We start from the raw sequence: 24,520 nt of genomic DNA on the forward strand, positions 1-24,520 counted from the left end.
CGGATTTGACCGATACATATGGAAATACGTATATTCGAATTTCCATATGTATAGGGCCAAGGCCATGTCCGAGCTCATCTCCCCTCCCACGCTGTTCAAATGCCTGGCCGATGCCACCCGCGCACGCATGACGTTATTGATCCTGCGTGAAGGCGAACTTTGCGTGTGCGAACTGATCCATGCCTTGGATGACAGCCAGCCGAAAATCTCTCGTCACCTGGCGCAATTGCGCAGTTGCGGGTTGATGCTGGATCGTCGCCAGGGTCAATGGATCTACTACCGCATCAATCCCGCACTGCCCGACTGGGTCACCCAAGTGCTGGAGATCACCTTGCAAGCCAACCTGCCGTGGTTGCAGACCGACGCCCAGCGTCTGGATGCAATGGGCGACCGACCACAACGGGCCAGCAGTTGCTGCTGAGCCATCGGAGTTTTTATTCATGCTTGTCGCCATTGGCATCTTTATTTTCACCATCGTATTGGTCATCTGGCAGCCCAAGGGCCTCGGGGTCGGCTGGAGCGCGACGATGGGCGCGATCCTGGCCCTTGCCTGCGGCGTGATCAGCCTGGGGGATATTCCGGTGGTGTGGCACATCATCTGGAACGCCACCGGCACGTTTGTCGCCTTGATCATCATCAGCCTGCTGCTCGATGAGGCCGGCTTCTTCGCCTGGACCGCGTTACATGTGGCGCGCTGGGGACGTGGGCGCGGGCGACGATTGTTCGCCTATATGGTGCTGCTCGGCGCGCTGGTCTCGGCACTGTTTGCCAATGACGGTGCGGCGCTGATCCTCACGCCTATTGTCATGTCGATGCTGCTGGCGCTGCGTTTCTCGCCGGCGGCGACCCTGGCCTTTGTCATGGGCGCGGGGTTTATCGCCGATACTGCGAGCCTGCCGTTGGTGGTGTCGAACCTGGTGAATATCGTCTCGGCGGATTACTTCAAGATCGGCTTCAACGAATACGCAGCGGTAATGGTGCCGGTGAACTTCGTCAGCGTGGCTGCCACCCTGGCCGTATTGTTGTGGTTTTTCCGCCGCGATATTCCGCAGGCCTACGACCCGGCCGACCTCGAAGAACCGGCCCATGCCATTCATGACCGCGCCACGTTCCGCGCTGGCTGGTGGGTGCTGGGCATCCTGCTGATCGGCTGTTTTGCCCTTGAGCCGCTGGGCATTCCCATCAGCGCGATTTCTGCCGCTTGCGCCCTGCTCCTGCTGGTCATTGCCGCCAAGGGTCATAAAATCTCCACACGCAAAGTGCTCAAGGAAGCACCGTGGCAGATCGTGGTTTTTTCCCTGGGCATGTATCTGGTGGTCTACGGCTTGCGCAACGCCGGCCTCACCACGTACCTCGCGACCTGGCTCGACACCTTCGCCACCTACGGCGTATGGGGCGCCGCGATGGGCACCGGGGTTCTGACGGCGTTGCTGTCTTCGGCGATGAACAACCTGCCGACGGTGTTGATCGGCGCACTGTCGATCGAGTCCAGCCATGCCGTGGGCGTGGTCAAGGACGCGATGATCTACGCCAACGTGATCGGCAGCGACCTTGGTCCGAAAATCACCCCGATTGGCAGCCTGGCCACGTTGCTGTGGCTGCATATCCTCGCGCGTAAAGGCATCACCATTACCTGGGGATACTACTTCAAGGTCGGCATCGTACTGACCTTGCCGGTGCTGTTGATCACCCTTGCCGCCCTGGCCTTGCGTTTGAGTATCTGAAATGAAAGTCCTGTTCATGTGTACCGCCAACAGCTGCCGCAGCATCTTGTCCGAAGCCGTGTTCAACCACTTGGCGCCGCAGGGTTTCGAAGCCATCAGTTCAGGCAGCTTCCCCAAGGGCCAGGTGCTCCCCCGCAGTTTGAGCACGCTGGAAGCAGCCGGCATCCGCACCGCGGGGTTGTACAGCAAAGGCAATGACGCGTTTGAAGGCTGCCCGCCGGATCTGGTGATCACCGTCTGCGACAAGGCCGCCGGTGAAACCTGCCCGGTGTATTTCGGGCCAGCACTCAAGGCCCATTGGGGGCTTGAAGACCCTTCGGATGTGCAAGGCGACGAAGCCATGCTCAACGCCGCTTTCCAGGCCACGCTGGAAACCATCGAGTGCCGCTGCCGGGCGTTTTTCGCCCTGCCCTTTGCGCGCCTCGGCGCGGCCGAATTGAAGGCGGAACTTGAGCGCATTGGATTGCTGTAACGGAAATCTGCAGCGTATGCTCTCGCACTTTCCTGAAAGGACGCGGGCATGCTGACGATCTTCTTTTACGCGCTGGTTTTTGGTTTTGTATTTTGCCTATCTCCCGGTGCCGTGCTGGCGGAGACCCTGCGTCGTGGCTTGCTCCAAGGTTTTACCCCGGCGCTGCTGGTACAAATCGGATCGCTGGTGGGCGACGCGGTATGGGCGGTGATTGGCCTTACGGGGATTGCACTGCTGATCCAGCATGACGCCGTGCGCGTGCCGCTGACCGTGGCCTGCGCGCTGTACCTGGCCTGGCTCGGCGTGCGTAGCCTGCTCGACGCCTGGAATTTGCCGGACGCCGACAGCGCGCCAGCCAGTTCGGCGAAGAATGCACTGGCCGTCGGCGCGACGATTTCCTTGGCCAACCCGAAAAACATCGTCTATTGGGGCGCCTTGGGCAGTGCGCTGTCGGGCATTGTCGGCGCGACGCCGAGCCACGGGCAGACGTTGATGTTCTTTGCCGGCTTCATGCTGGCTTCAGTGCTGTCGTGCTTCCTGATTGCCGCGCTGGTGAACCTGCTGCGCCAGAATGCATCGCCCACTTGGCAGCGCGTCAGTTATGGCGCCTGTGGCGTGGTGTTGATCTACTTGGCCATTCTCGCGGCACAAGGCATTTGAAGTTATATATCGACTAACTTCCAAGTGCCTCTTGTCTGAATAAACTCTGAACGCCGGGCATTTTAATTAATCATGCGTTGACATTTTGTAACTGCCTGAGTAGATTGCCCCTGCCCGCAACTGGGGCCTTTTTTAAACCTCACAAAAGAAGCCAATGGACACAGTATCTAGTCGCTGTCCGAGCACCGCGTTTGCGGGCATCGGGCGCCAAACCCAGAATATGACAGGACTCGCCTCCCCGGTCCGGTAAGCTGCGCTAGAGCTCGATGCTCCACCGTAACTGCCTCGCCGGTCGCCCGTCCGGTCCCGAGGTGTGTTATGACCTTCCAAGCCTTTGTTTTACATGATGTTCGCACCTTGGCCGCAGCCCTGCGCGCCAAGCTGTGCCGCACGCCTGGCGGTTTTTCCGCGGGCCGCTCGGCCTTTGCCACACCCTCCCCCAAAGTGCGTCCGGCGCATCCGCTGGCGCATTGGCGTATCTGCCCACACAGCGGCCAACTGGTGCAGCACTGGGATCACGCCGACCCTCAAGATCCACAGAGACCGAAGGTTTCCAGCCTGGGTCTTTACGTGAGCGCACGCGCCGCTTAAACCCGCTGGAAACAGCAACTAACTGATTATGACCCTGGAGTTCTTTATGAACTATTCCAGTTGTAACTCGCTGCGCGCTAATTAATTAAAGCCGCAACAACCGTTGTCCAGACACTTTATTTAAACCGATCGCGAAGTCCGCGGCTCGGCATGCTTTCGCTCGCCTGTCAGCAGGTAAGTACCGGGTATGTTTTGTCGAGAATTGGCGACAGGAGTACAGCAAATGAGCGCCGTAAAAAACACGCCACTGCACAACAAAAAAACCAGCGACGCCGACACCAGACTGTCGATGCGCGCCGCCCGCGAAGCCCACAACGGTCTGTCGGCCACACTCGCCAACGTACGCGCCACCCGGGACGGCCTGACCGAACTGGATGCCCAAGCGCGCCTGCAACGCGAGGGCTACAACGAAGTGGCCCATGACAAGCCGCCACACGCCATCGTCCAGTTCCTGCAAGCACTGAACAACCCGTTCATCTACGTGCTACTGACCCTGGGCGGCATCAGCTTTGTCACCGACTATTGGCTGCCGTTGCAAGCCGGTGAAGAGGTCGACCTGACCAAAGTCATCATTATCATGACCATGGTCATGCTCAGCAGCCTGCTGCGTTTCTGGCAGGAGCACCGCTCGGCGAAATCCGCCGAAGCCTTGAAAGCCATGGTGCGCACCACCGCCACCGTACTGCGCCGCGAACAGGTCGGCGCCCAACCGACCCTGCGCGAAGTGCCGATGCGCGATCTGGTGGCTGGCGACATCGTGCAGCTGTCGGCCGGCGACATGATTCCGGCCGACATCCGCCTGATCGAGTCCCGCGACTTGTTTATCAGCCAGGCGGTCCTCACCGGCGAAGCCTTGCCGGTGGAAAAATACGACACCCTCGGCGACGTCACACAAAAGTCCGCCGCGCCCCTGGCCGCCGACCAAGGCAACCTGCTGGACCTGCCGAATATCTGCTTCATGGGCACCAACGTGGTCAGCGGTCGCGCCACCGCCGTGGTGGTCGCCACCGGCTCGCGCACGTACTTTGGCTCCCTGGCCAAGGCGATTGTCGGCTCACGGGTGCAGACCGCGTTCGACCGTGGGGTCAACAGCGTCAGCTGGCTGCTGATCCGCTTCATGCTGGTGATGGTGCCGATCGTGTTCCTGCTCAACGGCTTCTCCAAGGGTGACTGGGGCGATGCGTTCCTGTTCGCCCTGGCGGTTGCCGTGGGCCTCACCCCGGAAATGCTGCCGATGATCGTCAGCGCCAACCTGGCCAAAGGCGCCACGGCGATGGCCAAGCGCAAGGTGGTGATCAAGCGCCTCAACGCGATCCAGAACTTCGGGTCGATGGACGTGCTGTGCACTGACAAGACCGGCACCCTGACCCAGGACAAAATCATCCTCGAACACCACGTCAACGCCTTCGGTCAACGTGATGATGCGGTGCTGTCCCTGGCGTGGCTCAACAGCCATCACCAAAGCGGCATGAAAAACCTGATGGATCAGGCCGTCGTGCAGTTCTCGGAGCAGAACCCGAAGTTTCAGGTGCCGTTTGCCTACAGCAAGGTCGATGAATTGCCGTTCGATTTTGTGCGCCGTCGCCTGTCCATTGTGGTCAAGGATGCCGCCGATGATCAGTTGCTGGTGTGCAAGGGCGCGGTTGAGGAGATGTTGAGCATTTCCACCCACGTCATGGAGGGCGGTGACGCCATACCGCTGGATGAGCGCCGCCGCACCGAATTGCTGGCGCTGGCCAACGACTACAACGAAGACGGCTTCCGCGTATTGGTGGTGGCCACGCGCAACATTCCCAAGGCGTTGGCCCGCCAGCAATACACCACCGCCGATGAGCGCAACCTGGTGATCCAGGGCTTCCTGACCTTCCTTGACCCACCAAAGGAAACCGCCGGCCCGGCGATTGCCGCGCTGCAACAAATCGGCGTAGCGGTAAAAGTGCTGACCGGCGACAACGCCGTGGTCACCAGCAAGATCTGTCGTCAGGTCGGCCTTGAACCTGGCCAGCCGCTGCTCGGCACGGAAATCGAAGCGATGGACGACGCCACCCTGTTGCGCCGCGTCGAAGAACGCACGGTGTTTGCCAAGCTGGCCCCGCTGCAAAAATCCCGTGTGCTCAAGGCCCTGCAAGCCAACGGCCATACCGTGGGTTTCCTCGGTGACGGCATCAACGATGCACCGGCACTGCGCGACGCCGACGTGGGTATCTCGGTGGACAGCGGTACCGACATCGCCAAGGAATCAGCCGACATCATCCTGTTGGAAAAGAGCCTGATGGTGCTCGAAGAAGGCGTGCTCAAAGGCCGCGAAACCTTCGGCAACATCATGAAGTACCTGAACATGACCGCCAGCTCCAATTTCGGCAACGTGTTCTCGGTACTGGTGGCCAGTGCATTTATCCCGTTCATGCCAATGTTGGCGATCCATTTGCTCCTGCAAAACCTGATGTACGACATCTCCCAGTTGGCCCTGCCGTGGGACAAGATGGACAAGGAATACCTGGCCAAGCCACGCAAGTGGGATGCGAAAAACATCGGCCGCTTCATGATTTGGATCGGGCCGACCTCGTCGATCTTCGACATCACCACCTTTGCCCTGATGTGGTACGTGTTCAGCGCCAGCAGCGTGGAAATGCAGACCCTGTTCCAGTCCGGCTGGTTTATCGAGGGCCTGCTCTCGCAAACCCTGGTGGTGCACATGTTGCGCACCCGCAAGATCCCGTTCTTCCAAAGCACCGCCGCCTGGCCGGTGTTGATGATGACCTGCGTGGTGATCGCGCTGGGGATCTACGTACCGTTCTCGCCCCTGGGCACCCTGGTCGGCCTGCAACCGCTGCCGCTGGCGTACTTCCCATGGCTGGTGGGCACCCTGCTCAGCTACTGCTGCGTGGCCCAACTGATGAAAACGATCTACATCCGCCGCTTCAAGCAGTGGTACTGATCCCCGCCGTTCAAACGGTGGCGGTCGCCCGGCCGTCACCGTGCATCACAAGGATTCGAATATGCGCGTGTTGATCTGTGCAGGTCGTCATTACGCCGACACCCGAAAGTCCCGCCAAGTGCTGGACGCTTACCACCGCCTGTACCCGGTGCAGGTATTGATTCACGGCGGCAACCAATTCCTTGGCAGTGACGTCGAGGAATGGGCGCGGGAACTCGGCATCGACGTGGTGCGCTACCCGCCCAACTGGCAGCGCCACGGCAAGCAGGCGGAACGCCAGCGCAACCATTTCATGCTGACCGACAGCCGCCCCGACGTGGTCATCGCCCTGCCGGGTGGTGACGACACCTCGGAGCTGGTGTGCCAGGCCAAAGCCAGCGGCATTTCGGTGCTGACCGTAGAAAGCTGAATTCAAGGGAGGTGCATCATGCACAACAAACACACCCCGAAGCGCCGGGACGGCTTCGCCAAATACCGCGCGCGTCATGCTCGTGACGTGCGTCACAGCTTGTTGCTGTTGCCGCCCGCAAAGCGCCGCGCGCTTCAACGCAACCTGATTTTCATCGGCTTGACCCTGGCCTTGCTGCTGATCATTGCGCTGCTGTCCAAGGCCCATGCCGCCGGCGGCGCTTATGTCGTCGACGATGGCGCGATCAATGCGCCGGGGGAATGCAACGTCGACGCCTGGTTCACTGCCAACCGCCACGACGGCAGCACGCACAGTGAAAGCCTATCGCCCGCCTGCACCTTCAGCGGCATGCCGTCAGTGCAGTGGGGCGCGGCGCTGTCACGGGCCGCCGGTGAAACTCAGGCCAACCCGCAGCTCAAGGCGCAGGTGCTGTCACGCAGCAGCGTGGAGATCGCCGTATCGGCCGGGGCGCACCTCGCCCTTGACCGTCGGCACGCGTTTGATGGCGCGGACCTGAACGTGCCGCTGACCTGGCAACCCGTGCAGGCGCTGCGCCTGAACCTCAACGCGGGCTGGACGCATGCCTACGACGACGGTGAGCAAAACCACCGCCTGACCTGGGGCACGGGGGTGGAGTACCAGACGGCGCAGTGGCTGACGCTGATCGCCGAACGCTACGGTCAGCAAGGCGGCGATCAGGCCTGGCAGGCCGGGCCGCGCGTGCACCTCGGCGAGTTGCTCGATGTGGACCTGGTGGTCGGGCGCAGTCTGATCGGTGAGCGCGACCAATGGTTGACCACCGGCGCCACGTTGCGCTTCTAGGCTTTGGCCTGGCGCTCCAGGTGCAGTTGCAGTTGTGGGTCGAGTTGCAGCTGCGCCGCGAGGTCATCCAGATAATTGCGTTCGGCGTCCTGCTGATCGTCCACCAGCATCACACTGGCCAGGTACACCTCGGCGGCCACTGCCGGGTCGCCGGCAAATTCGGCAAAGTCCGCCGCATCCAGGGGCTTGGCGACTTCGGTGTCGAGCCACTGTTGCAGCTGCGTGTCGTCCGTATGCTGGCGCAGCTCATTGGAAATCATCTGCTGCTCCTTTTCATCGATGCGCCCATCGGCCTTGGCCGCCGCAATCAACGCGCGCAACACCGCATGGCTGTGGGCTTCGGCTTCAGGGCCGGCGAGTTGGTCGGCCGTCTGGAAGGCTGCCTGCGGTTTACTCGCTTGCTGGCTTTGCCACGCCTGATACGCCTGGAAGGCCATCATGCCCAGGGATGCCAGCGCCGCGTAATTCATCCCGCCGAGGCCACCCAGCAAATCCCCCAGACCGCCGCCGGCCGAGGCATTGCCGGTGCGGGTGCCTTTCAGTAAGCCGCCGAGCAGTCCGCCCAGGCCACCGCCCGAGGAGGCACCGCCCGCTTGCCCGGCGCGCAACAGTTGTTCGAGTAGATCGCTGGTGTTCATGGTGTCACCCTCCGAGGGCGCAGTGTTGGCGTCTAACAACCATAGCCCGCGCCTGCCGGAACACCATGACCGCCGGGCGGGCACAGCTTATGATGGCGCCACCGCGCCTTCAGGGGAAAACCCACGTGAACCGGATCGAGCACATCGCGCTGATGGCCCGCTACAACCAGTGGATGAACCGCAAGCTCTACGATGCCGCTGGCACACTGAGTGCTGCGCAGCTGGCCGTGGATCGCCAGGCGTTTTTCGGCTCTATCCTCGGCACCCTCAACCACTTGGCCCTGGGCGACACGGTGTGGCTCAAGCGCTTTGCCCGGCACCCCGCACGCTACACAACCTTGGCGGCGCTGGACGGGGTAGCCACACCATGCGACCTGAAACAACTGGCCTTTGCTGATCTGCGCGAACTCACTGCTCGACGTCGCTGGCTGGATCAGATGATCATCGATTGGGCGCACACCGTGCGTGAGCCCGATCTCGATCACCGCCTGCATTACCACAACATGCGCGGCGTGGCAGCGGACAAGGATTTCTTCAGCCTGCTGCTGCACTTTTTCAATCACCAGACCCACCATCGCGGCCAGGCCACCACCTTGCTGTCCCAGGCCGGCGTAGATGTGGGCGACACCGACCTGTTGGCGTTGATTGACTAGCGTCAGCGCGCCTTGAACACCGCGTAGGCTTGCAACAATCGCGGGAAGTCCTGGGGCTCGGGCAATTGCGCAAAACTTTCGACGGCCGGGGTCGTTGCCCAGGCCAGCTTTTCGCAGGTCCAGGTCTCCATGAAGGGCGCGTAGCCACGGGTGTTATCCAACAAGGTCGCGCGCACGTTGACGAACTCGTCGATGCCATGGGGGCGTGTAAACAGCCAGCTCATGCAATGAGGGCAAAAGTAGTGGCGATCGACCCCGTGCAACCCACCAATGACCGGGCAACCCTGGGTTACGGTGAAGCCGCTGGCGGGAACCAAGGCACTCAGGGAAAACGCGCTGGAGGACATTTTCTGGCAACCGGTGCAGTGGCACGCCATGGTAATCACCGGTTCCAGGCCCAGGCTGAAACGCACGCGGCCACAGCGACAGCCGCCCTCTTGCGGCAGGGTTTCGACGCTCATCATTGCTTCCTTTTTATGATTGGGGGCGTGGCAGATTAACCCCATGCCCAAGGGTTGAACAGGCCTACCCGTGCGTATCGAGCGACCTTGGAGTCACGCCAAAAATCCTTTGTAGATCACTGATCTACCGAGGTTTTTTCTGGCCTCTCGGGTGTAACAAACCTGCTATTCGAACTTGCACCGAAGCGTCCGGAGCTATATATTCCCAACCCTGCTGCAACGCGCTACCGCCCGAATGGCGAAACTGGTAGACGCATGGGACTTAAAATCCCCCGCTCGTAAGGGCGTCCCGGTTCGATTCCGGGTTCGGGCACCATATATATCAAGGGCTTGCATGAGATACTTCATGCAGGCCCTTAGTGTTTTTGTTCCGCAATTTCTGAAGCTGTTCCGCAATTCCTGCCATCGGCGTCCTGCCGACGAACACCAACCCACAAACCTGACACATCCTGCGTTCGCTTGTAGAATCGCCCCGCTGTCGCAGGCAAGGCAGGCCGGCGGAAATAACCAAGCGCCATATAGAAGGCGCCAAAAGGACGGATCAACAATTGCTCAATAACATCCAGGTTCTGCGGTTTGTTGCGGCCGCGCTCGTTGTAATCGCCCACGGCGCCATTGCGCCATTTGGATTGCCAAACGAGTTTTTCAACGTCGGCCGATTTGGCGTAGACATCTTTTTCGTAATCAGCGGATTCATCATCCCGTACATTCTGTTCGGCGGTTCCCACACGGAAATGTCGAAGGTCAAGTTGTCCGGGTGGTCGTTCTTCCTGCGGCGGGTCGCCAGGATCTGGCCGATGTACTTCCTGGTCACAATGCTCGTATTCGTGTGCGTGTGGATCGTGGGCAGCGGATGGTTCAAGCCAAACCCCGACCTCGCATTTGCATTCAGCGCGGCCAAGCTGAACATGAAACTGCTTTTCGAGTCTCTGACCTTCACTCACTCATTCGTTGCGCCGACACTTAACGTTGGCTGGACGCTACAGTTTGAGTTCATGTTTTACACCATCATCGCGGTACTGATGGTGGCGGGCGTTAGACGGCTGGAGACGTTCATCATTTCCACCACCGCCATCATGCTTATCTCTCTGTTCATACTGAACTCAGCAGCAAAGCCTTACCTCGACTGGATCGCGCCGGTGAAGTTGATTGGCTCGTCCATGATGTTTGAGTTCTTGTTCGGGCTTGTTCTGTATCGGGTTCATTCCGCCGGTGTACACCTGGCAAAGGTTCCATCCATCCTGATTCTGGTATTGGCAATCCCGCTACTACTGGTTGTCCAGCTGAACAACCTGCTGCCGGGTTTCAATGGCCAGGCGTTCTATCGACCCGTCGTTTGGGGCAGCCTGGCATTTATGATGCTGTGGGCGGCGCTGAGCCTTGAAGGTATCTATTCGCCCCCTAAATTCTTGATACTGCTGGGTAACGCCTCATACAGCTTGTACTTGATCCATTGGATCTTGATGCCTTGGGTTGCTCACTTCTTCGACACTTACGGTCTGTACAAGTACGGCGTGATTTTCTTCTTCGTCATTTATCTTTCCATATGCATCGGGGCCTCAATTGTTTTGTTCAAGTACGTTGAAAACCCAATGAACACAGCAATAAAACGACGCCTACGTTGAGGAAGAAAGCCCGGCCTGAGCCGGGCTTTTTTCGTTAGAGCTTTCGGCTCTGCTCAAATCAAACTCCACCCGTTTGCAGTATCCTCAGATGCAACTCTGTATGCGCCCTTGGCGCTGCCCCTACTGACACGTGACTACGGCTGCCACTAACTGGCGCTCATAGCCCATCCGCTGCCGGCGCTCCGCCAGTAGTGCGCGCACCTTCACTTCCAGGCTGTCGGACTTCCTCAGGCCCTGCGCCGCCCACGGCGGCACCGCCACCGTCTTCGTCTTGCACGGAACCAGCACCGGCACATCAACCCGCACAGTCCGCACCTCGGGCTCCCTGGTCGCGCACCCGGCCAGCATCAGGGCCAGCATCATCAGCAGATACCTCATAAGCCCAACTCCTTGTCGATGATGTCCCCGGCCGCCTGGGCAGGGTCGCCCCCTGTCCGCTCCCGCAGCAATTGATTGGCTGCGGCATAGTCTGGCTGGGCCTCCTGGCTCGCTTTCTCCTGAGCCAAAGCGGCATTCCGCTCCCGCAAGTCGCCAGCCCGCGCCAGTTCGCCGAGCTTCCTGCCCTGCTCACCTGCCAGCGCTTCCAGGTTGTCGCGCGCTGCCTTGGTGCTGACCAGCTCGCCGTTGGCCGTGTCGAGCAGCGGCCTATAGTGAGCAGCGGTACGCCAGACCCCGATGCCAGCGCCCAGGACCAGCAGCAGCGCCACGGCCAGGCTCAGCCCGATCAACTTCCCCAGCGGAGTCATCATTCCTCGTCCTCCCAATCAGGTAGGTCAACGGTCTGACCTGCCAGCCTATGCGTGCAGTCGTCCAGGTACTGGATTCGACCGTTGGTTACGAATGAGTGGCAGACCTTGCCGAAGCGACTGGAAAAAACCGCCTCTCTTCCACCCTTGGCATATATGGCGTCGTATTCAGCCTCATCCTCAGGCGTCATTACACTGCGTCCGTCAGGGGCGCCCGTGGTTCGAGCCAGCACCGACGGCGTGAATGTAGGTGCCTCGGCATTGCCGTTGTAGCCCCAGCGTGGGCCAGGCCCATTTCCAGTGGAAATACCATGCACCATGTCGCAGCCTGGGCACTTGAAGAAGAGATCGCCCTCCTTGGCCTGGGCCAGCACCCGCGACAGCTTGGTGAATCCTGTGCCGCTCATGCCAGCACCTTCAGCGCCTTGTCGTACAGCGCTTGGCGGTCGTCCTGGCCGGTGAGTCCACCATTGATGCGCCGGGTGATCTTCACGAAATCGCCCTGGTCCGCCAACGTGTTCAACCCGCGAGTGGACCAGAACCAGGCCGCCGACATCGTGGCGTGCTGTGGCAGTTCCAGCAGTTCAGGCTGACTGATCAGGTCCAGGCCCAGCGCCTCCCCACACGTCGCATAGTTCGCCCGCCCGGTGATCTGGACCAGGCCACGGCCACGGTACTTGAATCCATCCCCCTTCTCGGTGTTGCCAAGATCGGCACGCCCCTCATACCCGGCCTGCGCGGCGGTGGGGCCCCAGATTTCACGCACATAACGCAACTGGCCAGACTCGTGGCCGATTTGGGCGATGAACGCAGCGATACGCAGACGGTTACACGTCGCTCGCCAACCCATGCGCGGGCATCAAGGGGAACAAGGAGACCGGCCGGGACACCTACGTCGAGGACGAAATGCTAGCGGCTGTATACCTGCACGCCGATCAACCGCTCAAAGACGCATTGGATCTGTTCTACCTCACCGCCCAACGCATTGGCGACACCCTGAAGATGGATGAGCGCCACTTGCTGGATGATCAACTGCTGATCACGCAGGGGAAGACCAGCATGAAACGACGAATCGAGGTTGTTGGGGAGCTGAAGGTCGTGATCGACCGCATACTGGAAAGGAAGAAGGGGCACAAGATTCGATCAACCAGGCTCGTTGTAATGGACAACGGCCAGCCGATGACAGCAAGCATGCTGAGGGGGAGATTTGACGCGGCCAGGATGAAGGCCGGGATTGAAAAGTCTGCGTTTCAGATGCGCGACCTTCGCGCTAAAGCTGCCACGGACAAAGAGGAATCGACAGGTAGCATTCGTGACGCTCGGGACCAATTGGGCCACACGACCGTCGGGATGACAGAGCAGTACATTCGGCGTCGCAAGGGCCTGAAAGTGCTCCCAACCAAGTGAAAATCCGTTCCGCAATAAAAATGGACCCCTTGAAAACAAAGGGCTACAAGCGAGCCATTGCAGAACTATTGCGGACCGGAAATAGCCATAAGCTATTGATTTAAAGCACTTTATGGCCGGACTTAAAATCCCCCGCTCGTAAGGGCGTCCCGGTTCGATTCCGGGTTCGGCACCATATATATCAAGGGCTTGCATGAGATACTTCATGCAGGCCCTTAGTGTTTCTGTTGCGCAATTTCTTAAGCTGCTCCGCAATTCCCCTTCCCCGGCGTCCCGAGCTTTCTGCCAACCGCCGGCGCGAATCGCTGCCTGATCGGCTGGATGCTGGCGGCACTGGTCTGTTCACACGCCCTCCTTGAAGATTCTCAAAACGCGCACGCCGGGCTATTGAGGCACCGTCTAGCGTCGGGCACACTTGCGTGGACTCATCGCCAAAAAAGGAATTTACGATGCCGTTTTCATCAGATGAAAGGACCGCTTTGCTCGCGCTCAAAGGCGTAGGACCAACCGTCATTACACGGCTTGAGCAAATGGGTATCGAATCGCTCGCAGAACTCCGAAAATCAGATGTTGGTGACATCCTGGCTCAAGCATCATCGGCATTAGGCTCGACCTGCTGGAAGAACAGCCCTCAAGCCAGAGCGGCCATCACCGCTGCAGTGGCGCTCGCGAGGCGCTCTGCAGAGCAAATCCCGGCCAGGTAGGTTCGTTCGATTGTCTCCCAGTCGGGTTGCTTGAATGGTCGAGCACGTGAACTCCCCCACTCTGATTGAATCCATTACAGCAATGGAAACTCAGACAACTGCAATCACGGAAGAACCGCCTTTGAAACTTCGTCTTTCAGTCCTCCTTTTCAGCATCGCTCTGTGTGCTGAGGTGCAGGCTGTGCCAAGCCCCGAAACCGAAGCTGTCTTTGAACACGCAATGCTGTTAGGTGATGCCATACAACAACGAGCCGATCAGCTGGTTGAAAGAGAACAGCAGGGAAAAATTGACAAGGGCACACTGAGCCAGTCAATACAGGAGGCAACCAAAGGGCTTGAGACTTATGAGGACGAGCTGCGTAAAGCTAGCGCCGGAGGGCACGGTGTAGCGACTTTCATGTTGGCGAATATGCAAGAGGTTAAAGCGGCAACCTTTTTAAGTGGCTATAAGGCTATGCATGTAGAGGCTTGCGCGCTTTACCAGAACGCCGCGGATCAAGGCTTGGTTGCCGGAGCGATAATGGTGTTGCGCGACTGTGACGAGGCATTCCTGCGATTCAAGCTCGATGACCCCGAGTCTCTTCGCAAGTATAGCCAGCTAGCCAGTGCTCTAGAGCAGCCGGATCTGTACGCTGAGCATTATCCACTGCCGGCAGTACGCTCGTACTGCTTCAAAGATTCACTGAAAGCCGAAGCCAACCGCGAACTACCGTTGACCACTATGAGGGAATTCCTCAAGCCGGTTTCTCTGAGCCTGGAACAGTTTCGCGCCGACGGGTATTACCTGTTAGCGCTCAAGGGCGATTTCGCGAACCCGAAAGTTCAGGCCTATTTCAAGCAGTCGCAGACGATAGCACCTGACTGCCTAGACCCTTCCAATCTCAAGGCACTGTTCAAAAATAGAGAGGGGAAAAACCACTGACGTTAGCCCTCTTTCAACACGATTTGGCACATTAGAAAACGTGGCGCTGATAAACGTAGCGGCCGGCAGCGACTCCTAGTCAGACGCCTCTGAATCCAAGGGTATCGGTGTAGGTATTTGCCATGCGGGCTTTGTGTGATCCTGACTGTCGAAAATACGCCGCGCTTCACGAAAATCCTCAACGTTCTCGACAACCCAAGTCCAGATAGGCGACGTGCGGGTCAACAGGCCCATCCCCAGTGGCGTCAGCTCATACTCGACCCGTGGTGGAACTTCCCCGAACTCGCGCCGAACCACGAGGCCATCGCGCTCCATGGAGCGTAAGGTCTTGGTCAACATCCGTTGAGTCACCCCGGTCATCTGCCTTTTTATTTCGGCATGACGCATGGTGCCGTACACCCCCAGGGCATGCAGGATACCCAACGACCAGCGGCTGCCTGCGTGAGCAAGCACTTCCCGCCTGACGCCATCATCGTCTTCCCTAAGCGTTCGGCAGATTGTCTCTGCCTGGCGGAGAGCCTCCTGAGCGGTCATTTCTATCTCTGGTATCACAGGTGTGCCTTCTTACGAGCGGTGCTGAATCGTGCAAGCATTTGGTCATCTTACAGGCAACAGATCTCAGGAGAAATCATGACCGAAGTGACCCAGTCCGCCCCCCAATCCATTCTCGTTCTAGGCGCCGGGGAGCTTGGGCTGCCGGTTTTGCGCAATCTTGCGCGAGTGGCAAAGCGCGCTCCCGGTTCCACCATCAGCGTGCTGCTCAGGGATTCGACCATCAATACTCAGGTGCCCGAGAAAAAGCGCGAAATCGATGAGCTTCGGGGCCTCGGCATCCAGATGGTGGCCGCAGACCTTGTGAATGACTCAATCGATCAGTTGGCTGCAGTATTCGCACGTTTTGATACCGTAATCGGCTGTGCAGGTATGGTGGCAGGTCGGGAAACCCCGATGAAGCTGGCTACCGCTGCACTGAAGTCCGGGGTGAAGCGCTACTTCCCGTGGCAGTTTGGCGTCGACTTCGAAGTCATCGGCCGGGGCAGTCCTCAGGATCTGTTCGATGCCCAGCTTGATGTGCGCGAATTGCTTCGGGCCCAGGATAAAACTGAATGGGTCATCATCTCGACGGGTATGTTCACCAGCTTCCTTTTCGAGCCTGTATTCGAGGTGGTGGACTTCGAAAACGATACCGTGAACGCGCTAGGCAGTCTTGAGACCAGCGTGACGCTGACGACTCCAGACGACATTGGCACGTTGACAGCACAAATCGTTTTCTTCGAGCCTCGCTTGCGCAATCAGATTGTGTACCTCTCGGGAGACACTGTGACGTACGAGGAGGTTGCGAGTCTCCTCGAACGTGTACTGGGCCGCCCATTCAAACGGAATGTCTGGACGGTGCCGTACTTGCTCGAAGAATTGCACAAAGACCCCACCCATCACATCAAGAAGTACCGCGCTGTGTTCGCTCAGGGCAGAGGTGTGGCCTGGCCTAAAGCAGATACCTTCAACGCGCAGCAGTCGATTCAGGTCACGACCGCTGAGCAATGGGCCCGGGCCAATCTGACCACCTCTGATGAATAACAACCGGTTATTCACCGGCCCGTTCAGCGCACCTCCTGATGAGTGAGCAAGAAACGATCGAGCACATTTTTAGTGATCATCACGGTGTAAGTGTCAGCTTGTATGAGCCCATGTACCCATTCGCACGTGGCGGCGGTAAAGACCTCACCTCGGCCCTTGTGGAAGTGCACCACCATACCGGCCCCACGGCTGTGTAAAGCGATGCTGGCGTCACTAAGGTCAGGCGCCAGGATGGAAGCCCGAAACCGGGCATCGCCATCGCCGAGCATGAATGAATAGGCATCTTCGCTGCGGCCATGCTCGGCATTGGTCGCCCAGCCCATTGCGAGGATTTGCAATCGGCAAGGCGCACCGTCTGTGCCGAGCGGTTCTGGGAGGCCATCGACGAACGTGTACTCGAGGCCATCGACTTCATAGCCAAAGATGTTGGCTTCGTCTCCGAACATGTCCGCGTAGCCGAGGCCTGTTCCCATAAACGCCCAGTGCTGAGGCCTGAAGACCGTGTATCCGCGCGGGTTGCGCGGTGCCATTGCGCCAAAGCTAGCGTATATCCCACGCAGAGCATTCACCCCGAACGTCGATGCTCCGGGGTGATTGACCCTCGGATCTTCCCAGGCCCCCGTTAGCCGATGAGGCTCGGTAGCCGCCACAGGATCGAGTGCACCGGCATCGTACTTGTAGGCCACCTGCCGCCGGCCCTCCTCCTCCAGGCGAATCTGCCACATGAAATTGCCGGCGAAGCGCGCGACCTTGCCGCCCTCCTCGACAAAGGCGTCGACGTGGTCGCGCATTTCTCGCGTCCAATACTCGTCGTGCCCGGCAAAGACGGCGCAGGCGTAGCCCTCCAGCGCGTGCGGGTCGTGATGCAAATCGTCCTGGGTCAGGATATGGACCCTATACCCCTGCTGTTCGGCCCAGACCACAAAAGGCCTCTCGAACGAAGCCCAACCCGCCAAGGCGTAGTACTTGGCATAGCCGTTAAGAGCGGCCCATTCGATGAACTCATAACGCGCCGGGCCTGGCTTGCGGGGCCGGGTCGTGTTGACGCAACGGGGTGCACCTTCCGGCAGCCAGACCTGCCCACGCGCCCAGGGCCGTTGTGCCGAGAGTAACGGTGAGCGGCCACGCGGCGTGCCGGGGTGAAGGCCAAAGTAATGATTGGCACCGCCCCAGTCGTTATAGGCGGCCCAGGTCGATGTGGCTGCAACGAGCACCAAGGCATCGGCGCGCTTGAGCAGCGCCTTGACGATGAACAGATGATGCCCCAGCACGCTGTCAGCGCCATCCCGTACTTCGACCATATAGCCACCCGGCTCGGCCTCCACCGGGATTGTCCATCGCATGAAGACTGGCCACTGGCAGCCATGCTCATAGGCACGTTCGGGTATGGGGTGGAAGCAAGCATCCAGGCTGTCGGTGGTATGCACCGTACAGGTGTTGGCTCCATCACGATAAATCCGCAGTCTTACTTGCGCGCAGTTCGACGACAGATACAGGCAAACCGTATCACCCGGGCTATAGGCACGGCGGTCCGAGTAGCACCAAGCGGCAGCCGGGCCCGACTCGCAAGGAACTTCCACCCAGGTCTCGCGTGCGGCCTGACGTGGGCCCGAAGCCTGGCTGACGGTCACATTGGCGCCCGGGCGTTCACCTCGGGCAGCGGCGTTTTGCGGGGCGGCTGAATTCATTGAGTCATACTCCTTGGTTCGGCGGATGCTGCGGATCGGGCAGCCAATGCATTTACGCGGACTCGCGCGCCAGGCGCCCCGATATGCGCAAGGTCAATGCCCGCCGTTTCTTCGATAAGAAACCCAGCCAGGACGGTGACAACGCCCAAGCCAATGACATAGCTGACATACAGGTAGCCAAGGTCGGCGCCGCTGAGATAGTTATGTAGATAGGGGGCGGTGCCGCCAAAGATCGCCACCGAGATCGAAGACACCAGGCCGACGCCCTGCGCCCGTGCCTGGGTCGGCACTTGTTCGGACAGCACCGCAGGGAAAATCGCCGCGATCAGCGACCAGGCGCCAAGCCCCAGAACCTGGGCCAAAAACAGCGTGTAGGGCTCAGTGGTCACCATTATCGAGATGGGATAGGTCAGCAGGATCACACCCAGGCCCCAGGCAATGACCATGGGCCGGCGCCCTACCCGATCAGACAACATTCCGCAGACCGGCAACCAGCACACACAGAGGACCTGCGCGAGAAGACTGGCCATGTAGGCACCCGTGGCGTCCATACCCTGGGCGATCGCGGTCGAAGCGCCGAACGTGACCCAGGCGTAGTAAGTGACATTGGCGGCCGCGGCCAGCATGACGATGTTACGCGCAACGCGCAGCATCTCCGCCGTGGACAGCTTGCGCGGCGGCCGCGCCTGCCCCTGCTGCGCTACAAATACATGAGATTCCTGCGCACCGCGGCGCAAGAACAGTGCGTAAAAACCAAGCACTCCCCCCATGGCAAAACCGATCCGCCAGCCATAGTCACCCATGGCCTGCGCGCCCAGCAGCCAGGTCAGCGCCGCCGCCACCGCCGTCGCAGCCATGACCCCTAGCGTCACGCCCACATAGACAGAACTCGACCACAAGCCACGGTGTTTGCTCGGGGCGATTTCGGCGACATAGGTGTAGGACACCCCGGTCTCGCCACCATGGGCGAGCCCCTGCATCAGGCGGAAAAACAGCAGCGCGACCGAGGCGTACAGGCCAATGCTCTGGTAGCTGGGAATCAGCGCGATGCCCAGGCTGCTGATCGCAAGCAGCAGCATGGTGATCACCATGATGGTCCGACGCCCCAGTCGGTCGCTCAGCCGGCCAAACAACCAGCCGCCGACCGGGCGTGCAACAAAGCCGACCGCAAACACAGCAAGGGTCGCGAGCATCGCCGAGCGCGCATCGGTCTTGTCGAACAGATTGCTTGCCAGGTACACCGAAAAGGTTGCGTACAGGGTCCAGTCAAACCATTCCAGCGCATTGCCGATACTTGCCGCGCGCAACGATTTGAGGCGTCCTTGGTGAGACGTCGTATTGTTCATGGAGTATCTCCTGGTTACGGAAGGGATCGCGGTTTGGCAAACCGGATCAAAGGTGCAACGCGGGCTTGGGCTGGCCTAAACCCTGGGCAACCGGGACGCGGACACGCAGCGCAATCAGCAACGCGGCCAGCAGCATGAGCACGGCCGCCGCGATGAATACGCCTGCGCTGCCACCGAGGTTGAACACGGCACCGCCAGCGGCGGCGCCGGTTGCGATAGCCGACTGCACAGATGCCACCACCATGCCCCCGGCGCTTTCGGCCTGATCAGGGACTGCGCTGGCAACCCAGTTCGACCACGCCACCGGCACACCACCAAAGGCCAAGCCCCAGATGCTCAGCAGTACTGCCTGCCCCGCAATCGAGGCCGGCAACAGCACCAACGCCAGTGCTGCAACGCCGACCAGCGCGGGCATCAACACCAGAGTGGCCAGCGGGTAGCGCTCCAGCAGCTTTCCGGCCAACAGCGTGCCAACGAAGTTCGCCACACCGAACCCCAACAGCATCAGCGACAGCCCCTGCGTACCGATGCCGGTCGTCCCCTCAAGAAATGGCCGAACATAGGTGAACATCGCGAAGTGCCCGCTGTGCACCAGCACACACCCGAACATCCCCATGGCGATGCCCGGGCGCTGCAGCACGTCGAGGATGGTGCGCAGACGTGCCGGCCGGCGCGGCGCCAGGCGCGGCAGAGTGAACGACTGGAACGCCAGAGTGGCCATGCCGACCGCTGCCGCCGCAAAGAATGCACTGCGCCAGCCATACAGCCCGCCCAGGTAGCTGCCCAGCGGCACTGCTACGACGGTGCCGATGGCAATGCCGCTGAAAATGATCGAAAGCGCCCGTGGCAACAACGCACTCGGTACCAAGCGCATCGCGACCGCCGCCGCCATGCTCCAGAACCCGCCAAGGGCAATGCCCAGCAAGATACGCATCAACAACAGCACCGCGAAGCTGGAGGAAACGGCGACCAACAGATTGGAGGCGACCATCAAGGTGGAAAACCCCAGCAACACCCAACGGCGGTCGATGCTGCGGGTCAGGCCCGGGACCAATAAGCCCGCGAACAGCGCCACTACCGCAGTCACTGTGACCGCTTGGCCCGCCAGCGCTTCGGACACTCCCAGGTCGTTCGCCATCAGCGTCAACAAGCTCGCCGGAAGGTACTCGGCGGTCAGTAATCCGAACACGCCCATTGCCAGCGAAAACACGGCCATCCACGCGGGGGTGGCAGGCTCCACGTCCGGGACGACGCCGGGATGGCGGTCGGATACGGAATTACACACACAGTCAGTCATTGCACGGATCTCCCAATCTTCATGGCGATCCGCAGTCTAGGCGCGGGAATCCGGATGATCTATGATCTAAAGTCTCTACTTTTTGACCAAAACACCTGAACAATGCCTACAGATCAGTTTGCGCTCTCCTCGGACCTCATCACCGAACTGTTACGCGGCATGCGCCTGCGCGGCGTCGAATACCGGCGTATTCAAGCGGGACCCACCTTCGGGTTGGGCTTTGCTGAAAAACCTGGGCATGCCTGGTTCCACTTCATGGCCGTCGGCAATGCGGTGCTGCGGATGGAGGACGGAACCACCTACGCGCTGGGTGCGGGCAACGCCGTGTTCATTTCCCATGGCGCGGCCCATCAACTGTTTTCCGATCCTCACGTGCCTGTTCAAGACATCGACCTTCTAGACGGCGCCCCCCTCGGCGAAGCCGTCAGCGCGGTGGATACCGGAACCGGTGGCAGCCCCACGCCGAGCACTATTGTGTTCAGTGGCTGCATGGAGTTTGAACTGGGCAGTCTCCACGGCCTTGGCCGGCTGATGCCGGGCCTGATGTTGATCGACGCCGGCGGCCAGCGTTACCCCGGACTGGTACCTATCCTGGCCACCATGGAACGCGAGGTCAGCGCTGCACGTATCGGCTTCGCCGGTATCCTCGCGCGCTTGGCCGACGTGGTGGCGGCCATGGTCGTGCGCGGCTGGGTGGAGTGCGCCTGCGGGAATGCCTCTGGCTTGGTCGCCGCCTTGCGCGATCCACGCTTGGCCGGCGCCCTGCTTGCACTGCACCAACAACCGGGCCGTGACTGGACCGTTGCGCAGTTGGCAGAACAATGCAATACCTCACGCTCGGTCTTCGCGGACCGCTTCCAGGTAACGATCGGCATGAGCCCGCTGCGCTATGTCACCGAACTGCGAATGCGCCTTGCAAGCCAGTGGCTGACCCTCGAACGGCTGCCGATTGAAGAGGTAGCGCAGCGTTTGGGCTACACCTCCCAGGCCGCGTTCAGTCGCGCCTTCAAACGCATTACGGGCAACACACCTGGCTTGAGTCGCAAGGTCAGGTAGGCGACTGCCCGTTGAAGCCGAGCGCACGCAGTCGCTGATCCGTGGCGCTGGCTTATTTACCACCCGTCACGTCGAGAAATGTGCCGGTGACGAATGATGCCTGCTCGCTGGCAAGCCATAGAATCGCCTGTGCCACTTCCTCCGGCTGGCCACCCCGCCCCATGGGGATCGAGTCCTTGACCCGATCGACCCGGCCCGGCTCGCCACCACTGGCATGCATGTCGGTGTAAATATGCCCGGGGCGAATACCGTTGACGCGTATGCCTTCCCGGGCCACTTCCTTTTCAAACCCAATGGTAAACGTCTCCAGGGCGCCCTTTGAGGCCGCATAGTCGATGTATTCATTAGGGCTGCCGAGACGCGCCGAGGCCGAAGAGACATTGATCACCACGCCGCCCGGGCCGTTGTGACGGTAAGACATGCGCTTCACCGCCTGCTGGGCACAGAGTATCGGCCCAATGGAATTGACCGCAAAAATGCGCTGCATCCGCTCGAAGCCAAGGCCTTCCAGGCGTGACTGAGGCGCCAGCATCCCGGCGTTGTTGACCAGTACGTCAATACGTCCGAACGAGCGGTCGATGGCTGCGAACAAATCGGCCACCTGTTGCGGGTCCGCACTGTCGGCGCGCACCGCCAACGCCCTGCGCCCCAGTGCTTCGACATCCGCAACCACTGCCAGCGCGGCGGCCTCGTGGGCGACGTAGCTGATGGCGACGTCATAACCGCGTGCGGCAGCCAACCGGGCGGTGGCCGCCCCCACGCCACGACTTCCTCCGGTGATCAGAATCAGCGGTGCCTTTGAGACGTTGATCATTGAACCTACCTCCTGGCCAGTCGGCCGTATCAGCCGATAATGAGGGTACCGCTGGCGATCACGACGCACGCCAGTATCCGGCGCGCTGTAAGCGTCTCGCCGAGGAACACATAACCGATCAACAACGCAAACAACACGCTGGTTTCGCGCAACGCGGAGACCGCGCCCAGGGGCGCTTCGTTCATGGCGTAGATGACCATTGCATACGCAAGCAAAGAGACCAGTCCGCCGCCCATGGCGGTAACCATTCCTGGCCGAACCGAGAACAAGCTGCGCGGACCACGCAGACCGATGTAAACCACCGGCATCAGCACGCCCCACAGGGCGCACATCCACACGGCGTAGGACAACGGTGCACCGGATAGCCTGGCGCCTATGCCGTCGACAACGCTGTAGGCCGCAATGAAGCAGCCTGTTCCCAGCGCATAGGGCAAGCTGGGAACCGACAGACTGCGCCCTTTGAAGGCCAGCGAAACAATCCCGCCTGACACCAGCGCCACACCGAGCAACTCGCCAGGGCTGATGCTTTCTCCGGCAAAAACCGCGGCCCCCAAGGTAATCAGCACCGGCGACGATCCGCGTGAAATCGGATAGATCTGCCCCAGGTCGCCAACTCGGTAACTGCGCACGAGGAACAAGTTGTATCCCACATGCAGTAACCCCGAAAGCAGCGCGTAGCTCCAGCTTTCCATGGCCGGTGGGACCATGAAGGCGGCGGCGACGGCACAGACTATTGCAATGGCAATGCACATCACCGTCATGGACCACAGGCGATCGTTACCACTGCGCAGCAGCGCATTCCAGCTTGCATGCAGGAGCGCGGCGAAAAGAACCAGCAAGACGATATGAATAGGCATGCGCCACTCTAGGCAATCCGTTTTCGAGACAAAAGCGAAGTATCCTCATTGCAGCATGAACGGATACTCATGCATTACGCTTGCACTCGTTGTACTTTCAGCGCTTCGCTGACTAGCCATTGGCGAAAGCTGGCGACATGCGGTTGCGATTCGATGCCCTTGGGGCAGACGAAGTAGTACGCAAGCGGCGATGGAAGCGGCACGTCGAACAGCCGAACCAAACGGCCATCGGCGATTTCGTTCTCGACATGCCCGCTGCGCACCAACGCCACGCCTTGGCCGAGCAAGGCCGCCTCGACCGTCATGTTGGTGTCGCCAAATCTGACGCTTTCCTTGAGCGGCAAATAGGCCAGCCCGACGGCTTGAAACCACGCCTCCCATTTAGGTACCAGCTCGGCACCATCACGCGTCAGCAGTGGAAAATCCAGCAACTGTGCAGGGCTCTGCGGTGTCCCGACGCGTCGCAGCAGTTCAGGGCTGGCCACAGGAAATACCTGCTCTCCAAACAAAAACTCCGAATACAGACCTGGGTAAGCACCCTTGCCGAGCCTGATCGCAACATCCGCCTGGCCGTGAGAGAAATGGATGATTTTGTCCGTGGTATCCAGCGAGACCAACAGCTCGGGGTGCTGGCGAGAGAGCAGCGGCAAGCGTGGCAGCAGCCATTTGAGCGCGAAGGAATAGGTGGTACTGACGCGCAGTCGAACCCGGCCTTTTTGCTCGCGCAGGTGGCCCAAAGTCGCCTCCAGGCTGATGAAGAATTCGCGCACGATGGGCGCCAGCGTTGCCCCCGCGGCCGTCAGGCGTAACGCCTTGCTACGTTCGAACAACTGCAGCCCCCAAAGCGCCTCAAGATGCTTGAGCTGGTGGCTGACGGCGCTCTGGGTCACATGCAGTTCCTGCGCGGCTGCGGTGAATGTCGGGTGGCGCGTGGCAACTTCGAACGCACGCAATGTCGCGGTGGGCGGCAAATCTCTCATAGGGGCGGTATCCGGCGAAGTATCAGAAAGACGCTTGCATGAACGCTAGCTCATAAGGGCGCTGAATTCACTCTAACCGTCGCCGCCCTGCCGTGACAGGGGTGCACCGGAAACTGGCAGCTCAACGACGCC

28 protein-coding genes, 1 tRNA gene and 1 pseudogene are annotated in these 24,520 nt (G+C 60.1%); 16 read left to right on the plus strand and 14 right to left on the minus strand.

Features of this window, described 5'->3' with window-relative positions; genetic code table 11:
* Window positions 1-64: 64 nt before the first annotated feature.
* The 8 genes from LIY36_RS20400 (at window position 65) to LIY36_RS20435 (ending at window position 7,616) form a co-directional block, all read left to right on the plus strand.
* Window positions 65-421 (plus strand): metalloregulator ArsR/SmtB family transcription factor, encoded by a 357-nt coding sequence (locus LIY36_RS20400; protein ID WP_226456862.1) that lies wholly within the window; start codon window positions 65-67, stop codon window positions 419-421.
* A gap of 19 nt (window positions 422-440) precedes the next feature.
* Window positions 441-1,724 (plus strand): arsenic transporter, encoded by a 1,284-nt coding sequence (locus tag LIY36_RS20405; protein WP_226456863.1) that lies wholly within the window; start codon window positions 441-443, stop codon window positions 1,722-1,724.
* 1 nt (window position 1,725) lies between these two features.
* Complete coding sequence (locus tag LIY36_RS20410; protein ID WP_226456864.1) at window positions 1,726-2,196, plus strand: arsenate reductase ArsC; 471 nt, start codon at window positions 1,726-1,728, stop codon at window positions 2,194-2,196.
* A 48-nt stretch (window positions 2,197-2,244) separates the two neighbouring features.
* Window positions 2,245-2,856 carry a LysE family transporter gene (locus LIY36_RS20415; protein ID WP_192299995.1) on the plus strand — a complete coding sequence of 204 codons (612 nt, stop codon included), beginning with the start codon at window positions 2,245-2,247 and terminating at the stop codon, window positions 2,854-2,856.
* A 318-nt stretch (window positions 2,857-3,174) separates the two neighbouring features.
* Window positions 3,175-3,447, plus strand: coding sequence for a hypothetical protein (locus tag LIY36_RS20420; protein WP_192299994.1), 273 nt, complete (start codon window positions 3,175-3,177; stop codon window positions 3,445-3,447).
* Between the two features lie 223 nt (window positions 3,448-3,670).
* A complete protein-coding gene (gene mgtA, locus LIY36_RS20425; protein ID WP_226456865.1) occupies window positions 3,671-6,385 on the plus strand; it encodes a magnesium-translocating P-type ATPase in 2,715 nt (904 codons plus the stop codon).
* Window positions 6,386-6,446: 61 nt separating this feature from the next.
* Window positions 6,447-6,794 (plus strand): DUF2493 domain-containing protein, encoded by a 348-nt coding sequence (locus tag LIY36_RS20430; RefSeq protein WP_226456866.1) that lies wholly within the window; start codon window positions 6,447-6,449, stop codon window positions 6,792-6,794.
* 18 nt (window positions 6,795-6,812) lie between these two features.
* Window positions 6,813-7,616 carry a hypothetical protein gene (locus tag LIY36_RS20435; protein WP_226456867.1) on the plus strand — a complete coding sequence of 268 codons (804 nt, stop codon included), beginning with the start codon at window positions 6,813-6,815 and terminating at the stop codon, window positions 7,614-7,616.
* Here LIY36_RS20435 and LIY36_RS20440 read toward each other — a convergent pair.
* On the minus strand, window positions 7,613-8,254 hold the full coding sequence (locus tag LIY36_RS20440; RefSeq protein ID WP_226456868.1) for a tellurite resistance TerB family protein: 642 nt from the start codon (window positions 8,252-8,254) through the stop codon (window positions 7,613-7,615). The two genes, LIY36_RS20435 and LIY36_RS20440, sit on opposite strands and share 4 nt — an antisense overlap.
* A 125-nt stretch (window positions 8,255-8,379) precedes the next feature.
* Here LIY36_RS20440 and LIY36_RS20445 point away from each other — a divergent pair, with 125 nt between their 5' ends.
* Window positions 8,380-8,907, plus strand: coding sequence for a DinB family protein (locus LIY36_RS20445; RefSeq protein ID WP_226456869.1), 528 nt, complete (start codon window positions 8,380-8,382; stop codon window positions 8,905-8,907).
* A gap of 2 nt (window positions 8,908-8,909) precedes the next feature.
* Here LIY36_RS20445 and LIY36_RS20450 read toward each other — a convergent pair whose 3' ends face one another.
* On the minus strand, window positions 8,910-9,368 hold the full coding sequence (locus tag LIY36_RS20450; RefSeq protein ID WP_226456870.1) for a GFA family protein: 459 nt from the start codon (window positions 9,366-9,368) through the stop codon (window positions 8,910-8,912).
* A gap of 229 nt (window positions 9,369-9,597) precedes the next feature.
* Between LIY36_RS20450 and LIY36_RS20455 the strand changes: the two genes are divergently transcribed.
* Window positions 9,598-9,684, plus strand: a tRNA-Leu gene (locus tag LIY36_RS20455).
* Window positions 9,685-9,724: 40 nt separating this feature from the next.
* On the opposite strand, the gene LIY36_RS27735 is transcribed toward LIY36_RS20455, so the two are convergent.
* Window positions 9,725-10,096, minus strand: coding sequence for a hypothetical protein (locus tag LIY36_RS27735; RefSeq protein ID WP_226456971.1), 372 nt, complete (start codon window positions 10,094-10,096; stop codon window positions 9,725-9,727).
* Between LIY36_RS27735 and LIY36_RS20465 the strand changes: the two genes are divergently transcribed.
* A complete protein-coding gene (locus LIY36_RS20465) occupies window positions 9,983-10,993 on the plus strand; it encodes an acyltransferase family protein (RefSeq protein ID WP_226456966.1) in 1,011 nt (336 codons plus the stop codon). The genes LIY36_RS27735 and LIY36_RS20465 overlap by 114 nt on opposite strands.
* A gap of 120 nt (window positions 10,994-11,113) precedes the next feature.
* Here LIY36_RS20465 and LIY36_RS20470 read toward each other — a convergent pair whose 3' ends face one another.
* From LIY36_RS20470 to LIY36_RS20485, 4 genes are read right to left on the minus strand one after another with little or no spacing between them, the layout of a single operon-like run.
* Window positions 11,114-11,371 (minus strand): hypothetical protein, encoded by a 258-nt coding sequence (locus tag LIY36_RS20470; RefSeq protein ID WP_226456871.1) that lies wholly within the window; start codon window positions 11,369-11,371, stop codon window positions 11,114-11,116.
* Window positions 11,368-11,742 carry a hypothetical protein gene (locus LIY36_RS20475; protein WP_329959616.1) on the minus strand — a complete coding sequence of 125 codons (375 nt, stop codon included), beginning with the start codon at window positions 11,740-11,742 and terminating at the stop codon, window positions 11,368-11,370. The genes LIY36_RS20470 and LIY36_RS20475 overlap by 4 nt, the downstream gene beginning before the upstream one ends.
* Window positions 11,739-12,146, minus strand: a complete 408-nt coding sequence (locus tag LIY36_RS20480; RefSeq protein ID WP_226456872.1) for a DUF6527 family protein — start codon at window positions 12,144-12,146, stop codon at window positions 11,739-11,741. Before LIY36_RS20480 ends, LIY36_RS20475 begins: the two co-directional genes overlap by 4 nt.
* Entirely contained in the window at window positions 12,143-12,589 is a 447-nt protein-coding gene (locus tag LIY36_RS20485; protein ID WP_226456873.1) for a glycoside hydrolase family 19 protein, read from the minus strand. Before LIY36_RS20485 ends, LIY36_RS20480 begins: the two co-directional genes overlap by 4 nt.
* Here LIY36_RS20485 and LIY36_RS20490 point away from each other — a divergent pair.
* The 3 genes and pseudogenes from LIY36_RS20490 to LIY36_RS20500 all read left to right on the plus strand — a co-directional run.
* Window positions 12,565-13,146, plus strand: a pseudogene (locus LIY36_RS20490) (tyrosine-type recombinase/integrase); the annotation flags it as partial. The gene LIY36_RS20485 and the pseudogene LIY36_RS20490 overlap by 25 nt on opposite strands.
* A gap of 449 nt (window positions 13,147-13,595) precedes the next feature.
* Window positions 13,596-13,850, plus strand: a complete 255-nt coding sequence (locus LIY36_RS20495; RefSeq protein WP_226456875.1) for a helix-hairpin-helix domain-containing protein — start codon at window positions 13,596-13,598, stop codon at window positions 13,848-13,850.
* A gap of 34 nt (window positions 13,851-13,884) precedes the next feature.
* Window positions 13,885-14,772 carry a hypothetical protein gene (locus tag LIY36_RS20500; RefSeq protein ID WP_226456876.1) on the plus strand — a complete coding sequence of 296 codons (888 nt, stop codon included), beginning with the start codon at window positions 13,885-13,887 and terminating at the stop codon, window positions 14,770-14,772.
* Between the two features lie 75 nt (window positions 14,773-14,847).
* Here LIY36_RS20500 and LIY36_RS20505 read toward each other — a convergent pair whose 3' ends face one another.
* Window positions 14,848-15,306, minus strand: a complete 459-nt coding sequence (locus tag LIY36_RS20505) for a winged helix-turn-helix transcriptional regulator (RefSeq protein ID WP_226456877.1) — start codon at window positions 15,304-15,306, stop codon at window positions 14,848-14,850.
* Window positions 15,307-15,402: 96 nt separating this feature from the next.
* On the opposite strand from LIY36_RS20505, the gene LIY36_RS20510 reads away from it, so the two are divergent.
* Window positions 15,403-16,350, plus strand: coding sequence for an aromatic alcohol reductase (locus LIY36_RS20510; RefSeq protein ID WP_226456878.1), 948 nt, complete (start codon window positions 15,403-15,405; stop codon window positions 16,348-16,350).
* A 23-nt stretch (window positions 16,351-16,373) separates the two neighbouring features.
* On the opposite strand, the gene LIY36_RS20515 is transcribed toward LIY36_RS20510, so the two are convergent.
* Genes LIY36_RS20515 through LIY36_RS20525 form a run of 3 tightly spaced genes read right to left on the minus strand, consistent with a single transcriptional unit; the run spans window position 16,374 to window position 20,681 of the window.
* Window positions 16,374-18,038: a N,N-dimethylformamidase beta subunit family domain-containing protein gene (locus LIY36_RS20515; protein WP_226456879.1), complete on the minus strand. Its 1,665-nt coding sequence runs from the start codon at window positions 18,036-18,038 to the stop codon at window positions 16,374-16,376.
* A complete protein-coding gene (locus LIY36_RS20520; protein WP_226456880.1) occupies window positions 18,035-19,384 on the minus strand; it encodes an MFS transporter in 1,350 nt (449 codons plus the stop codon). The genes LIY36_RS20515 and LIY36_RS20520 overlap by 4 nt, the downstream gene beginning before the upstream one ends.
* 46 nt (window positions 19,385-19,430) lie before the next feature.
* On the minus strand, window positions 19,431-20,681 hold the full coding sequence (locus tag LIY36_RS20525) for an MFS transporter (RefSeq protein ID WP_226456881.1): 1,251 nt from the start codon (window positions 20,679-20,681) through the stop codon (window positions 19,431-19,433).
* Between the two features lie 102 nt (window positions 20,682-20,783).
* Between LIY36_RS20525 and LIY36_RS20530 the strand changes: the two genes are divergently transcribed.
* Window positions 20,784-21,737, plus strand: a complete 954-nt coding sequence (locus LIY36_RS20530; RefSeq protein ID WP_226456882.1) for an AraC family transcriptional regulator — start codon at window positions 20,784-20,786, stop codon at window positions 21,735-21,737.
* 52 nt (window positions 21,738-21,789) lie between these two features.
* Here LIY36_RS20530 and LIY36_RS20535 read toward each other — a convergent pair whose 3' ends face one another.
* From LIY36_RS20535 to gcvA, 3 genes are all read right to left on the minus strand, one after another.
* The gene (locus LIY36_RS20535; RefSeq protein WP_226456883.1) at window positions 21,790-22,551 is read right to left on the minus strand and encodes an SDR family oxidoreductase; all 762 of its coding nucleotides are present in this window, start codon (window positions 22,549-22,551) and stop codon (window positions 21,790-21,792) included.
* A gap of 29 nt (window positions 22,552-22,580) precedes the next feature.
* Entirely contained in the window at window positions 22,581-23,408 is an 828-nt protein-coding gene (locus LIY36_RS20540; RefSeq protein WP_226456884.1) for a DMT family transporter, read from the minus strand.
* Between the two features lie 74 nt (window positions 23,409-23,482).
* Window positions 23,483-24,388, minus strand: a complete 906-nt coding sequence (gene gcvA / locus LIY36_RS20545; protein ID WP_226456885.1) for a transcriptional regulator GcvA — start codon at window positions 24,386-24,388, stop codon at window positions 23,483-23,485.
* Window positions 24,389-24,520: the final 132 nt, after the last annotated feature.

The organism is Pseudomonas sp. AF03-9 (genome assembly GCF_020515815.1).
GTDB lineage: Bacteria > Pseudomonadota > Gammaproteobacteria > Pseudomonadales > Pseudomonadaceae > Aquipseudomonas.